The sequence below is a fragment of the Oceanobacillus halotolerans genome (assembly GCF_010993955.1).
Lineage (GTDB): Bacteria > Bacillota > Bacilli > Bacillales > Amphibacillaceae > Oceanibacillus_A > Oceanibacillus_A halotolerans.
Genome location: NZ_WIXL01000005.1, coordinates 56,781 through 69,209 on the forward strand (window position 1 = coordinate 56,781; position 12,429 = coordinate 69,209).

Genomic DNA, 12,429 nt, shown 5'->3' on the forward strand with positions numbered 1-12,429 from the left:
CCAACAAAAAAAGCCTTCTACATCCCAAAAGGGACGAGAAGACTCGCGGTACCACCCTTATAAATTTAAAATATAGTCATTTTAAATTCACTCGATATTCGTAACGTGAATAAACCGTCCATACCTACTACTTCTTCAGAATGGATACTCGAGAGTGATTTTCTAAAAGTGTTTCTGTATCAGGCTCTCACCGTCTCCTGACTCGCTTAACAGGAATCACTTTTATACTGCCTCTGTCATCGTATTTTTGTTTTTTTATTGTATTATAGCATTTTGTACGTTGAATTATATGTAAAAATATAGAAAACGTCAAGAACTATGATTTGTTTTCTGCTAAATCGAGTTCTTCACTCATTTCTTCATCAAATAATTCATCCCAATCATCGGTCTCAATCATATCTAACTGGGCTTCTACTAGCATTTTCATCCGTGTGCGGAATACTTTTGCCTGTTTTTTTAACTCCTCTACTTCCAATGAAATACGCCGAGACTTGTCCAGTGCATCATTAATGATTCGGTCTGCGTTTTTTTCTGCCTCTTTAATGATGAGTTTTGATTCTTTTGTAGCATTTCCTTTTAATTCTTCAGCAGTCTCTTGCGCAATTAAAATAGATTTATTTAGGGTTTCTTCAATATTCGTAAAGTGATTTAATTTTTCATCTAGTTGATCGACTTTTTCTTGTAAATCTTTTTTTTCACGAATAACAATTTCATAATCCTTTATAACTTGATCTAGAAATTCATTTACTTCGTCCTCATCATAGCCACGAAATCCTCTTGTGAATTCTTTATTGTGAATATCTAATGGTGTTAATGGCATTATTGCCACCTCCTCTAAAATTACCTTTTCTACACTTCATATAAAGCTCTTCTTTGTTATTTTCTCACCGTTGTAGTTTATATACGATGCGTCGTAAGGTTGCGCATTGATTTCCGCTCTGGACAATCACTTTCACCACAGGCACAAGTGCGACAACTGTTCAATAAAGTGTATCACTCAATATAAGGTGTGGAAAACCACTATCTTTTATTAAACAACCTAGTATAAAAAATAAATATATTTTCATATGTCTAGTTTATTCGACAGAAATGGTTAAATTCCTGCAATTATTTTAGAAGAAATTATATTAAAATAGCTGTCGTAATCCGCCATTTATCTTTTTTCGTTTTACCATTAATTGCTACGACTTTACTCCTGCCTTTTCCTCTAAATGATATTATATCTCCTGCTTGTAAGTTGAACTTTGTATCCTCAACCATTTTAAAGTTCACTTTTATATATCCTCTTTGAATATACTCAGCTGCTGCTTTTCGTGAAATATGATAGATCTCTTTTACAATAGCATCTAAGCGTAGAGAGGAAACTGTTTTCTCACTTTCTTTCCAATTCACCGGCTTTTCCATCATATTCTGTAATGGTTCTTCTTCTAACGTAATAGAAGCTTTTTTAATAGATGTCATATTCGTAATAATATATGGAGCAATGTCACTAGTTGTTAGAAGTTGAATAATCCCATTTTCCACTAAAATATCTCCAAGCTTTTGGCGTTTAATTCCTAAGGACAGAAACGCTCCCATCACATCTCGATGGGATAATGTAATAAATTTCGTCGGATAAGTAGCCTGTAATAATACTAATTCAAAATCTTCTTCTTGGATTGTTTCATAAAACGGTGCTAAAATAACTCGACACCGTTCACAATAAGGGTTACCACCATAACGAGATATTTGGACTAGATCATCATTTTTCCCGATTAACATCTCCGTAATTTGCTGCTCTCTTGGGTCTAAAAAGTCGGTTAATTTCCGTTGATAATAGCGCTCAACTTCTTCTTTCCATGATAAAACCTTATCAATAAAAGGCTCTTCTTCTTTTCGAAAGTGTTGATAAATATCCATATCTTAGAACATCAACATATAATATAATTCATTTAATCCCATTCGTGCTAAATATAACACAAAAATAGCAACAATCGGAGACAAGTCAATCATTCCTAATGGTGGAATAAACCGACGAAATTGCTCTAAATATGGCTCACAAATTTTCGCTAAGAACGACCCAAATGAGGACTCACGTGCACCTGGGAACCATGACATAAAAATATAAATAATTAACGCAAAACTATAGAGTTGTATCCCTAAAAACAATAGGTTAAATAATGCCGTCATGCTTTATACCATCCTTTTTCATAGTCATCATATTCAACAAGTACTTCTGATATAGAACCAGATACATCCACATTTTCAGGCGTACATAAAAATGTTTCGGTACCCAACTTTTTAATATCTCCATTTAAAGCATAAACGGTTCCACTTAGAAAATCTAACATTTTCTTTGCTTGATAGTGATCAACACGTTGTAAATTAATAACCACTGCTCGTCGATTGATGATATGATCAGCTATTTCTTGTACCTCATTATATGTACGTGGTTCACTTAATACAACTTTTGAAGAAGATTGCTGAATTGCTTTTAAATTAACAACCTTATTTGTTTGCTCTGTTACTTCATTTTTTTCCTTGACCTCTTCCTCAACATATTCATATTCGTCATCCATTGTAAAGAAGTCTTTGATTTTATTTTTAATACTCATATGCTCACCCCACTCTAATTTGATCCTACTAGTTTTGAACCAATTCGGATATGTGTGGCACCTTCTTCAATTGCAATTTCATAATCATTACTCATTCCCATTGATAAATAATTACAGGGTGCATGACTGTATTGTTTACTAGCTATTTCATCTCTTATTTCTCTTAATTTTCGAAAAAAAGTTCGTAGCTTTTCCTTATCATCGATATGTGGTGCCATGGTCATTAATCCAACAACATAAACATTTTCATATTTTTTCAGTTCCTCTATAAATGGAAGCACTTTTTCTGGTTCGAGCCCATGTTTTGTTTTTTCTCCACTTACATTAACTTGAACAAAACATGCAACTGGATTACTAGCGCGTTTATTAATTTCCTTAGCCAATGAAGAGCGATCAAGCGAATGAATAGCGTCTACTTTATCAATAACATCTTTTACCTTTCTTGATTGTAGGGTCCCAATAAAATGCCATTTAACCGATTCTTGTTTAAAATGGTTATGTTTTTCTAAAAATCCTTCTAGACGATTTTCGCCAAGATTTGTAATTCCAGCATCTATCGTTTCCTTTGTTCGTTCTATTGTAACATACTTCGTTACTCCAATAATGTTTATATCCTCAGGATTTCGAGAACTTCTCTCACATGCATGTTTTATTTTATCTTTTATTGTTGCTAAATTTGTCGCTACTTCCATTCTTGCCATCTCCCCTCCCTTATATAATCTATTCGTTTCGAAAACCTACATATCCTAGCATCCGACCTGTCTGTCCTTGGTCTCTTCTATGTGAGAAAAATAATTGTTCATGTTGATACGTGCAATAATTTGTTATATCTATATTATTACGTAATACCCCGCATTGCAAAAGAATATGTTTATTTAATTCCTTCAAATCCAATAAGTATCGATTATTCCCTTTTTCGATTGAAACCTTGTTCCGAACATCCATTGGAATATGCTGGATCACTTTTTCATCTACCTCATAATGCTTTTGCGATATACAGGGTCCAATGACCACTAATATATTCTTTGGCTTACTACCTACAGATTGTAACTTTTTGATCATTTGTTCAGCCATCCGATTAACGGTACCTTTCCAACCAGCATGGGCAATCCCAACATAATTTGTTTCTGGATCAAAAAAATAGAGTGGTACACAATCAGCAAAAAAAGCAGTACATAAAAGACCTGCTTTATTAGTGATCATCCCATCTACCCCACTTAATGCATGTTTCGTTGATCTAGATCCTTTTCCTTTATCCTGTTCGTAGACTTCTCTTACATCAGTTTGATGCACTTGCTCCCCTGAAATCCAGTGATCTAAAAGTATACCTAGTTTTTCTGCTAACCTTTTGCGATTAGTAATTACATCCTCATATCGATCAGAAACATGTAATCCATGGTTAAATGTAGCAAATGGCGCTTTACTGACACCGCCTTCTCTTGTTGTAAACCCAACCTCAAGACGAGAATCGTAGTTTTTCCATTTTGGAATATGTAAAATGGACGAATCGCTATGTTGAAAAACTTCACTCATTTGCCTTCCTCCTAAAGGGTTTTCTTCACAATACTTGTACTATTTTATCACAAAAAACAGTTATTCGGGGTATGAATTTTCTGGATACAATTGTGGTGTATTGACATCTTTAACTAGAATAACATCATGTCCAATCGTCACAATTTGATTCCAATGGATAAATATTTCTTCCCCTTTTGCAAAAAAATTGGCTTTTTTATCTCGTATAGCAATAATTAAAGAAATTATTTTACCACGATCACCATCAATTTCTAAGTCAGAAATATGACCTAATCGTTTTCCATCTTCAATCACAATAACTTCCTTCATTTGTAACTCTGTTAACGTGACCATCTCGTTTCACCTACCTTATTACTATCTATATGCACTTTTATCACGAAGTTTCATAGGAATTACTACAAAACAAAAGGAAACAGGCTAAATCTTCCTGTTTCCTTTTGAGTTTTGTCACATATTCATTTTTTGTTAGGTCCCTTTTCGCGATAGGGAACAATGTATAATTCTTTTTATTTTCTATGTTATTCAAACATTTGTTTATTCATTTGACTTATGGCTGCTTTTTCAAGACGGGAAACTTGTGCCTGTGAAATTCCAATTTCCTCTGCTACTTCCATTTGTGTTTTTCCCTGGAAAAAGCGTTTATTTAAAATCATATTTTCTCTTTCATTTAATCGATGCATCCCCTCTTTTAATGATAATTTATCTGTCCAATTTGAGTCTTTATCTTTATCATCGCTGATTTGATCCACTACATAAATTGGATCCCCGCCATCATTATAAATAGGCTCGAATAGTGATACTGGATCTTGTATCGCGTCCATTGCGAAGACTACATCTGAATGGGGCACGTCCATTTCCTCGGCAATCTCAACAGCTGTCGGCTCTTTCGATGTCTTATTGATTAACTCTTCTCGTACCTGTAATGCTTTATAGGCTATATCACGTAAAGACCTGGATACTCTAATTGGGTTATTATCACGTAAATACCGTCTAATTTCTCCAATAATCATTGGGACGGCATATGTTGAAAAACGGACATTATGTTTTAAATCAAAATTATCAATTGATTTCATTAATCCAATACAACCTACTTGAAATAAATCATCAACATGCTCACCACGATTATTAAACCGTTGAATAACACTCAATACTAATCGCAAGTTTCCATTTACCAGTTCCTCTCTAGCTGATAGATCTCCATCTTGCATTCGAACGAACAGTTCACGCATTTCTTCGTTTGTTAAGACAGGTAATTTTGATGTATCAACACCGCATATTTCTACTTTATGTTTTGTCATTCTGTACCCTCCTAATTGGAGATGCTGTTCATGGACAGTATCTCCCCTTAGAAGGGTTTTTATGCAGACCTATGTGGTCGATTAGCCGCCAAAAAATGGCTTTATTTCCAACACATCAAGGCTAAACCATTTTATTAAATTCTTTTTTTAGACGCCTAATTATTTTCTTTTCTAATCGGGAAATATAAGACTGAGAAATCCCTAACATGTCTGCAACATCCTTTTGTGTTTTTTCCTCTTCACCAACTAAACCAAAACGAAGCTCCATTATTTGTTTTTCTCTAGGATTTAATTGAGATAAGGCATCGCGCAATAAATGCTTATCAACACTTGATTCAAGATCTTTTGTGATGATATCTTCTTCTGTTCCTAATACATCTGATAACAGTAGCTCATTTCCATCCCAATCAATATTTAGCGGTTCATCAAACGATACTTCAGATTTTAATTTATTATTCCTGCGTAAGTACATTAAGATTTCATTTTCAATACATCTGGATGCATAGGTAGCTAACTTAATTTTCTTCTCTGGATTAAATGTATTGACAGCTTTAATAAGTCCAATTGTTCCAATGCTAATTAAATCTTCTATATTTATCCCTGTATTTTCAAATTTACGGGCAATATAAACAACTAATCGTAAATTTCGCTCAATTAATATTGCTCTAGCTGATTTATCTCCATCAGGTAACAGCTCTAGCAATTCCTTTTCTTCTTCTTTGGATAATGGTGGTGGAAGTGCTTCACTACCGCCAATATAGTAAATTTCATTGGTTTTGATTCCTAGCTTTAATAATAATTTATACCACCATAAACGCAAGCGTAATTTCCAAATTCTCAATTTATACACTCCTTTTACCATTTATGCTGAAGATACAGTCGCTACATGTATAATTTGTGGATGAAGCAAACAATGATAACGCTGATCTCTCGTTAATTGTCCAAATTGTATTCCGATGAAAAATTTAGTGGTGATAAGTTTATTTTGATCATGATATACAATTAATTGATCTGCCTTAAGTGCCATCATAAAGGTACTATTTCCTTCTACACCGTGATACGGGATAAGGTGTATTCGATTCTTCCATGCCAATGGAATTTCTTCATAACGTAATTCATCATGTGCTTTTTTTAAACAATTCCAATCTTTGTCCGTAAACCAATGCTTCAAAAAAGATTCATCACATATAATAACGAACTTTTTACTAACAGGATCGACTAACTGATTGCCACTATCGATATATCCAGTAGTAGAGTAGCTTTTGTTACCTACTTGTATGGTGACAGGACAAAGTTGATCATATCGAATTTTTTCGGCTACATGCTTGTCCATACGCCTTTTCGTAAACAACCAAACAATTGGGAATCCAATCATCACGAATAACCAACTAACTGAATCTCCATATCCGCTATTAAAAGTCAAAATTCCACTAGATGACATACTGATTGGATGTTGTAGTAAGAAGTGTAACGCTATCAATCCACCTCCAATTGCAAAGGTTGTAAAATAAAATAAAAGTAGTAATTTTACCATTTGATAGATCGAATGAAACCGAAATGTACAAATAATAATAAGAATGGAAAAAACAACTTTTCCTATTAACGTTGTAAAAATGGAGTCAGGAAAATAAAGTGAAATAGGTACAAGTAATGAAGCAACTAGTGCACCTAACGTGATTCGCCACTTTTTGGTGTCTTCTTTCGCTAATGTCTGGGTAAGCATTAGAAGCATCATATCTAAAAAGAAGTTTAATAACCAAACTGCATCAAGGTAGATCGTCACCTTTATCTTCCTCTCCAACTAACTAGATTCACTTGTTCAACCTTTAATAGGATATCATCAAACTTCGAATGGTTTATGAACCGTTGTAACAAGAAGTATAGTTGAAACAAGAAGAGAAGTCTGTCACTTCTTGTATGTGTTATCCTGCTAATTTTAACTAGTTATGAGAGAGTTTGTCGTAAGAGAGAATATATAAAAATAAGGCTGTTTTTTAAGAGGTTGTTGCTTTTTCAGTATGAAGCTTAATGAATAGTTTCTATATAATGCGTCGTAAAGTTTTGGTTATAATTATTCTACGGGAAAACACTTCGCCCACCTTAAGACTCCCCATGAGCCTCCTCGTAACCCCCACACTGCTGGTCTCTTAGGCTCGTATCGACGGACAGGACAAGGAAAGCTACGACAGCGATACATCGCACGAAGCAAAAGTGTTTTTCTTTTGCGAGGACGTTCTAGTGTCGGTGCCTATCACAGGACGTGACCGATGTTAGCCGACGAACCAGGAGTCTTGGTGTGTTGCCTCCCTAAAATGAGTTTCAAATACATAGTAACTTTTAGCTTATTATTATTGATTGGAGCGTAGGACAATCGACTCCTGCTGAAAAAACACGCAGCTAGATCCACAGGAAGCCGTTTTTGCTTCCGATGTCTAGCTTCGAGCGATTGACGTCGTAGTGCCAATAGACATAAGGACGCACGAGTTTTCATCGGCCAGCACCTACCCCCTCGAGGCCTTAAGTCAATCCTCATCACGAGCACAAAACGACACACTGAGGCTCGGCTTAAGCTTGGCAGATAAGAAAAACTTTCTTACTGCATAAGTGCAACTAAGGCTTTCGCCACTTGGCGACAAGCCAAGTTTTCTAATCAGGGCTGACCAAGGCGCTTACGCTTTTCTATCGAAGAAGCTAAAAGCGTTGTCCGCGGCAAAGAAGACACTGAAAACAAACATGTTTGAACAGATGTCGCACTTGTGCCCATGGTGAAAGCGATTATCCAGAGCGGAAATCAATGGCGCAATTTACGACGCATAATCTATAAAGTATGCGAAAGAGCCAAAGGTAAAAAGGGGTGTGAACTAGAAGATGATAATCATGTCAAATAAGGTTATTACGTTATCCTAGACAGTAAAAAAGCAATCGAATCAAGCGATCCAATTGCTTTCTTTTCTTCCTATTAACGATTTCGATTTCGATTCCGCAAGAATGTAGGTATATCTAGCTCGTCTTCCTCTACTGAACGTTTTACGGAAGGTTGTTCACGAGGACCATCCTCTGTTTGTTTTGTTGCAGCATGTTGTTTATGGTTAAGAATTGGACGTTGTCTCGTTGGTTTTTCCTCTTTTTTATTATCAACAAATCCTGTTGCAATAACCGTTACTACAATTTCATCTTTAAGGTTTTCATTAATAACAGAACCAAAAATAACATTTACTTCATTGTCGGCTGCAGATGTAACTAAATCCGCTGCTTCTTGTACTTCAAATAAACTTAAGTTCGTTCCACCAGTTATATTCATTAGTATCCCATGTGCACCGTCAATTGAAGTTTCTAATAATGGAGAAGAGATTGCTTTTTTAGCAGCTTCGGTAGCACGAGTTTCTCCTGTTGCTACACCAATTCCCATTAATGCAGACCCTTTATCATACATAATTGTTTTCACATCAGCAAAGTCAACATTAATCAGACCTGGTTTAGCAATTAAATCAGAAATACCTTGCACCCCTTGTCGTAAAACATTATCTGCTTCACGAAATGCCTCTAGCATTGGAGTGTTTTTATCAACGATTTCTAATAATCGGTCATTTGGGATAACGATTAATGTATCAACACCATTTTTTAATGCGTCAATACCAGTTACGGCTTGTGTAGATCGTCTACGGCCTTCAAATGAAAATGGTCTTGTAACAACACCAACGGTCAATGCACCTTGTTCTTTAGCAATTTGGGCGATAACAGGAGCCGCACCAGTACCTGTTCCACCACCCATACCAGCTGTAACAAAGACCATATCTGCACCTTGCAGTACTTCTTCTAATTGTTCTTTACTTTCATCTGCAGCTTTCTTCCCTACTTCAGGATTTGCACCAGCACCTAAACCTCTTGTAAGTTTACCACCAATTTGCAGTTTCACTTCTGCTTTTGATAGATTAAGTGCTTGTGAATCCGTATTTACAGCAATAAATTCTACACCTTCTACACCATGTTCAATCATACGGTTTACTGCATTACTACCGCCGCCACCGACTCCGATGACTTTTATTGATGCCAATTGGTCCATTTCCGTATCAAAATCTAACATACTTTCGTTCCTCCTAATATGCAAAGTTACAAGAGTTCTAGAAGCTAATTGTACTATAAGCGATTTATACAAGTATTACCTCTTTAAAAAATAGGTTTAAAACTAATTTCCTATTAATTTATAAGTACCCGCTGCACAGTTGCGATTTAGTGCAGAAAAATACCTGCTTAGTCAAAGAAATACCTAAAGAAATTAGCAATTCCAGATTCTTTTTTCGTTTTATTTACGGTCTCATCATTTTTTGATTGCTTTTTATTTCGTTTTGGTTTAGGCTCTTGCACATCTACTACAGACGGAAATAATTCTTTTCCTTGTATTTTCGCATTATGATAGGCAAATTGCAAGATTCCCACACCAGCTGTAAATTGTGGTTCACGAACACCAATATAATCAGGTATTGCTATTCGTACATTTGATTGAAAAATATCTTGTGCGAGTTCTAAAACACCAGGCATTCTCATTGTACCACCTGTTAAAACATATCCACCTGGTAATCCCTGGTAACCCATACGTCTAATTTCTCGTTCTGCAAAGGCATAAATTTCTTCCAATCGTGCCTCAATCATATCAGCGATCTGTAATTGATTATACGTTTGTCGTGTATTACTGCCAATAATAGAAGCTTCGAATGACTCATCTTCCTGGGCATCATCATAAAAAGCATGCCCATAGTTTAGCTTTATATCTTCGGCTTCTTCCGTTGATGTTCTTAGGCCAATTGATAGATCTTTTGTAATGTTGTCTCCACCTAGTGGTACAACACTAGTCGAAATTAAATGATCATTTTCAAAAACAGAGACTGTTGAACATCCACCACCGACATCAATTAATGCAACACCTAAGTTCTTTTCATCCTTTGATAATGCAATCGTTCCTGCTGCTAGTGGTTGTAGACAAATATCAGATACCTGTAACCCTGCACGTTCCACACATTTTAAGATATTATGTAAAACTGTTTTGGAACATGTAATAATGGTCCCTTCCATTTCAAGTCGAACCCCAATCATCCCTCTTGGATCCGTTATCTCATCTAAACCATCCACAATAAATTGTTTTGGTATAACATCAATAATTTCACGTTCTGGTGGGATTGAAACAACTTGTGCACCATCTATTACACGGGTGATATCTTCATCACCAATTTCACGATTTTCACTTTGAACTGCTACAACCCCATGACATGGTTGAAGTTGAATATGATTACCATTTATTCCTACTACAACACGATCAATTTGCATGCCAACCATACGTTCTGCTTGTTCTACGGCATTGCGTATAGAATGAACCGTTTGATCAATATCCACGATCGCACCTTTTTTCATCCCATTGGACTTAGCAGTACCTACTCCAATAATGTTTAAAGAATCATTTAAGACTTCGCCTATTATCACTTTTATTTTTGATGTACCTATATCAAGACTTACTAAAATTTCACTGTTGTTCAAAGAAGGCACCTCCCAATTCCGAAGCATCTAATAGAAAACAAAATCTATTAGATAAACTACATCTTAATACTGTATTCTACTAGTTTAGCGGATTTCATAAAAAAAGAAAATATATAAAGAGATATTCAACAAAATGTGACAAAATCCCTCTATTTCTTGCAAAAAAGTTGCTGGTTATTATTTACTTTCTTACCATTTTTAAGCAATTATAATTATTCTACTTCTATTTCTTCTGTTTCAGATTGGTGATCCTCTTGAAATGATTCAAAATAAACACCAACACCGATATGAATAATCCCCTCTTGTTCTGAATCCAACTGTGAAACAATAGAAGGGTAAACTTTCATTTTCTCTGCAAAATCACGAATTGTACTATCCACCAGAAAGCCGTCATTCATATAAAGTAACAGCTTATTCTTATTACTCTCAGTTGGTTTCCAATGAATTTCTGAGATAAGGTTTAAAATACCGTCTGGTAATTTTTGTAGTTCATCCGTCATTTTATTCAAATATGTATCTTCTGTAAAATCAAAAAGAAATGGTGCATCACCATTGGTTGACTCTAAGCTTGTTGCCGTAATTGTAACACCATTAGCCAATATAGTATGGTAACTATCATCTAATTTTATGTAGCCAACACGTTTATGTTCTGTAATATCAATTTCAATTGTCCAAGGAAGTTTCCTTGTTACATTAACAGATTTTACAATCGGGTTATCACCGATTTTGTCTTCTATTGATGATATTTTTGTCATCCATATATTTGATCCAACTGATATACCACTTTCCTCTATAACATTTTCTTTTTCTATAAAGGAATTTCCTGTAACGACAACTTGCTTTACATTGCTTAATGGTGATTGTAAGTATACAATAATGGAGATTAACAAGAAGAAAATAGAAAGATAAAATATTAATCGGCGATTAGCCTTTTTCTTCCGCTCTTGTTTCAAAGTAGGGATATGTTCCTCAATTGAAACGACTTTTTTCTGAGTCATCCTATTTCTTCCTTTATTAAAATAATAGAATGAAACAGTATAAGCTACTGTTTCATTTGATGTTCGTAAATTGATTATACCATACAACCACCTAAAAAATGTAGGAATCTATACCTAGATTAACAGATTTCTCTATTTTTCTTTGGATAACTCCTAAAAGATTGTTCCTTCTGTATGAAACATATTGCATATAAGATGCATTATGCGCAATAGTTTAGATTGTGAATACCGTTCTGGAAATACACTTCACTTTCACCAGGGGCATAAGTGCGACATCTGTTCAAACTTTTCGTTTTCACATTGTCTACTTTACCGCGGACTCCCCACGAGTCTCCTCGTGAAAACCACACTGCGGGGTCTCTTAGTCTCGTTTTTCCGCAGGAGACTACGTGTATTTCCTTCACTAGGTCGAGCTGTCTTAATTTTAATCATTACTATTGACAATGCGACAGTTGATTGAAGCGAATGATAGACATA

Annotated in this window: 13 protein-coding genes and 1 other annotated feature; all 13 genes read right to left on the reverse strand. The window is 35.2% G+C overall.

Annotated features, from left to right (window positions below):
* Window positions 1–26: 26 nt before the first annotated feature.
* Window positions 27–249, reverse strand: a binding site (T-box leader).
* 67 nt (window positions 250–316) lie between these two features.
* The 13 genes from GHC26_RS07935 to GHC26_RS07995 all read right to left on the reverse strand — a co-directional run bounded on the left by GHC26_RS07935 (window position 317) and on the right by GHC26_RS07995 (window position 11,952).
* Window positions 317–820, reverse strand: a complete 504-nt coding sequence (locus GHC26_RS07935; RefSeq protein WP_163970733.1) for a DivIVA domain-containing protein — start codon at window positions 818–820, stop codon at window positions 317–319.
* Window positions 821–1,122: 302 nt separating this feature from the next.
* Entirely contained in the window at window positions 1,123–1,899 is a 777-nt protein-coding gene (locus GHC26_RS07940) for a YlmH family RNA-binding protein (protein ID WP_163970734.1), read from the reverse strand.
* A 3-nt stretch (window positions 1,900–1,902) separates the two neighbouring features.
* Complete coding sequence (locus GHC26_RS07945) at window positions 1,903–2,169, reverse strand: YggT family protein (protein ID WP_163970735.1); 267 nt, start codon at window positions 2,167–2,169, stop codon at window positions 1,903–1,905.
* The gene (locus GHC26_RS07950; RefSeq protein ID WP_163970736.1) at window positions 2,166–2,594 is read right to left on the reverse strand and encodes a cell division protein SepF; all 429 of its coding nucleotides are present in this window, start codon (window positions 2,592–2,594) and stop codon (window positions 2,166–2,168) included. The genes GHC26_RS07945 and GHC26_RS07950 overlap by 4 nt, the downstream gene beginning before the upstream one ends.
* A gap of 14 nt (window positions 2,595–2,608) precedes the next feature.
* Window positions 2,609–3,286 (reverse strand): YggS family pyridoxal phosphate-dependent enzyme, encoded by a 678-nt coding sequence (locus GHC26_RS07955; RefSeq protein WP_163970884.1) that lies wholly within the window; start codon window positions 3,284–3,286, stop codon window positions 2,609–2,611.
* Between the two features lie 28 nt (window positions 3,287–3,314).
* Window positions 3,315–4,127 (reverse strand): peptidoglycan editing factor PgeF, encoded by an 813-nt coding sequence (gene pgeF / locus GHC26_RS07960; RefSeq protein WP_163970737.1) that lies wholly within the window; start codon window positions 4,125–4,127, stop codon window positions 3,315–3,317.
* A gap of 60 nt (window positions 4,128–4,187) precedes the next feature.
* A complete protein-coding gene (locus GHC26_RS07965; RefSeq protein ID WP_163970738.1) occupies window positions 4,188–4,460 on the reverse strand; it encodes a YlmC/YmxH family sporulation protein in 273 nt (90 codons plus the stop codon).
* 185 nt (window positions 4,461–4,645) lie between these two features.
* Entirely contained in the window at window positions 4,646–5,425 is a 780-nt protein-coding gene (gene sigG / locus GHC26_RS07970; protein ID WP_163970739.1) for an RNA polymerase sporulation sigma factor SigG, read from the reverse strand.
* A 121-nt stretch (window positions 5,426–5,546) separates the two neighbouring features.
* Window positions 5,547–6,266, reverse strand: coding sequence for an RNA polymerase sporulation sigma factor SigE (gene sigE, locus GHC26_RS07975; protein ID WP_163970740.1), 720 nt, complete (start codon window positions 6,264–6,266; stop codon window positions 5,547–5,549).
* A gap of 21 nt (window positions 6,267–6,287) precedes the next feature.
* Entirely contained in the window at window positions 6,288–7,208 is a 921-nt protein-coding gene (gene spoIIGA, locus GHC26_RS07980) for a sigma-E processing peptidase SpoIIGA (protein ID WP_163970741.1), read from the reverse strand.
* A gap of 1,176 nt (window positions 7,209–8,384) precedes the next feature.
* Window positions 8,385–9,509, reverse strand: a complete 1,125-nt coding sequence (gene ftsZ, locus GHC26_RS07985; RefSeq protein WP_163970742.1) for a cell division protein FtsZ — start codon at window positions 9,507–9,509, stop codon at window positions 8,385–8,387.
* 167 nt (window positions 9,510–9,676) lie between these two features.
* A complete protein-coding gene (ftsA, locus tag GHC26_RS07990; RefSeq protein ID WP_163970743.1) occupies window positions 9,677–10,954 on the reverse strand; it encodes a cell division protein FtsA in 1,278 nt (425 codons plus the stop codon).
* A 212-nt stretch (window positions 10,955–11,166) separates the two neighbouring features.
* A complete protein-coding gene (locus GHC26_RS07995) occupies window positions 11,167–11,952 on the reverse strand; it encodes a cell division protein FtsQ/DivIB (protein ID WP_163970744.1) in 786 nt (261 codons plus the stop codon).
* Window positions 11,953–12,429: the final 477 nt, after the last annotated feature.

Excerpts from the sequence above, each read along its gene's own strand:
- GHC26_RS07935 (WP_163970733.1), bottom strand. The coding sequence starts at position 820 with ATGCCATTAACACCATTAGATATTCACAATAAAGAATTCACAAGAGGA.
- GHC26_RS07940 (WP_163970734.1), bottom strand. The coding sequence starts at position 1,899 with ATGGATATTTATCAACACTTTCGAAAAGAAGAAGAGCCTTTTATTGAT.
- GHC26_RS07945 (WP_163970735.1), bottom strand. The coding sequence starts at position 2,169 with ATGACGGCATTATTTAACCTATTGTTTTTAGGGATACAACTCTATAGT.
- GHC26_RS07950 (WP_163970736.1), bottom strand. The coding sequence starts at position 2,594 with ATGAGTATTAAAAATAAAATCAAAGACTTCTTTACAATGGATGACGAA.
- GHC26_RS07955 (WP_163970884.1), bottom strand. The coding sequence starts at position 3,286 with ATGGAAGTAGCGACAAATTTAGCAACAATAAAAGATAAAATAAAACAT.
- pgeF (WP_163970737.1), bottom strand. The coding sequence starts at position 4,127 with ATGAGTGAAGTTTTTCAACATAGCGATTCGTCCATTTTACATATTCCA.
- GHC26_RS07965 (WP_163970738.1), bottom strand. The coding sequence starts at position 4,460 with ATGGTCACGTTAACAGAGTTACAAATGAAGGAAGTTATTGTGATTGAA.
- sigG (WP_163970739.1), bottom strand. The coding sequence starts at position 5,425 with ATGACAAAACATAAAGTAGAAATATGCGGTGTTGATACATCAAAATTA.
- ftsZ (WP_163970742.1), bottom strand. The coding sequence starts at position 9,509 with ATGTTAGATTTTGATACGGAAATGGACCAATTGGCATCAATAAAAGTC.
- GHC26_RS07995 (WP_163970744.1), bottom strand. The coding sequence starts at position 11,952 with ATGACTCAGAAAAAAGTCGTTTCAATTGAGGAACATATCCCTACTTTG.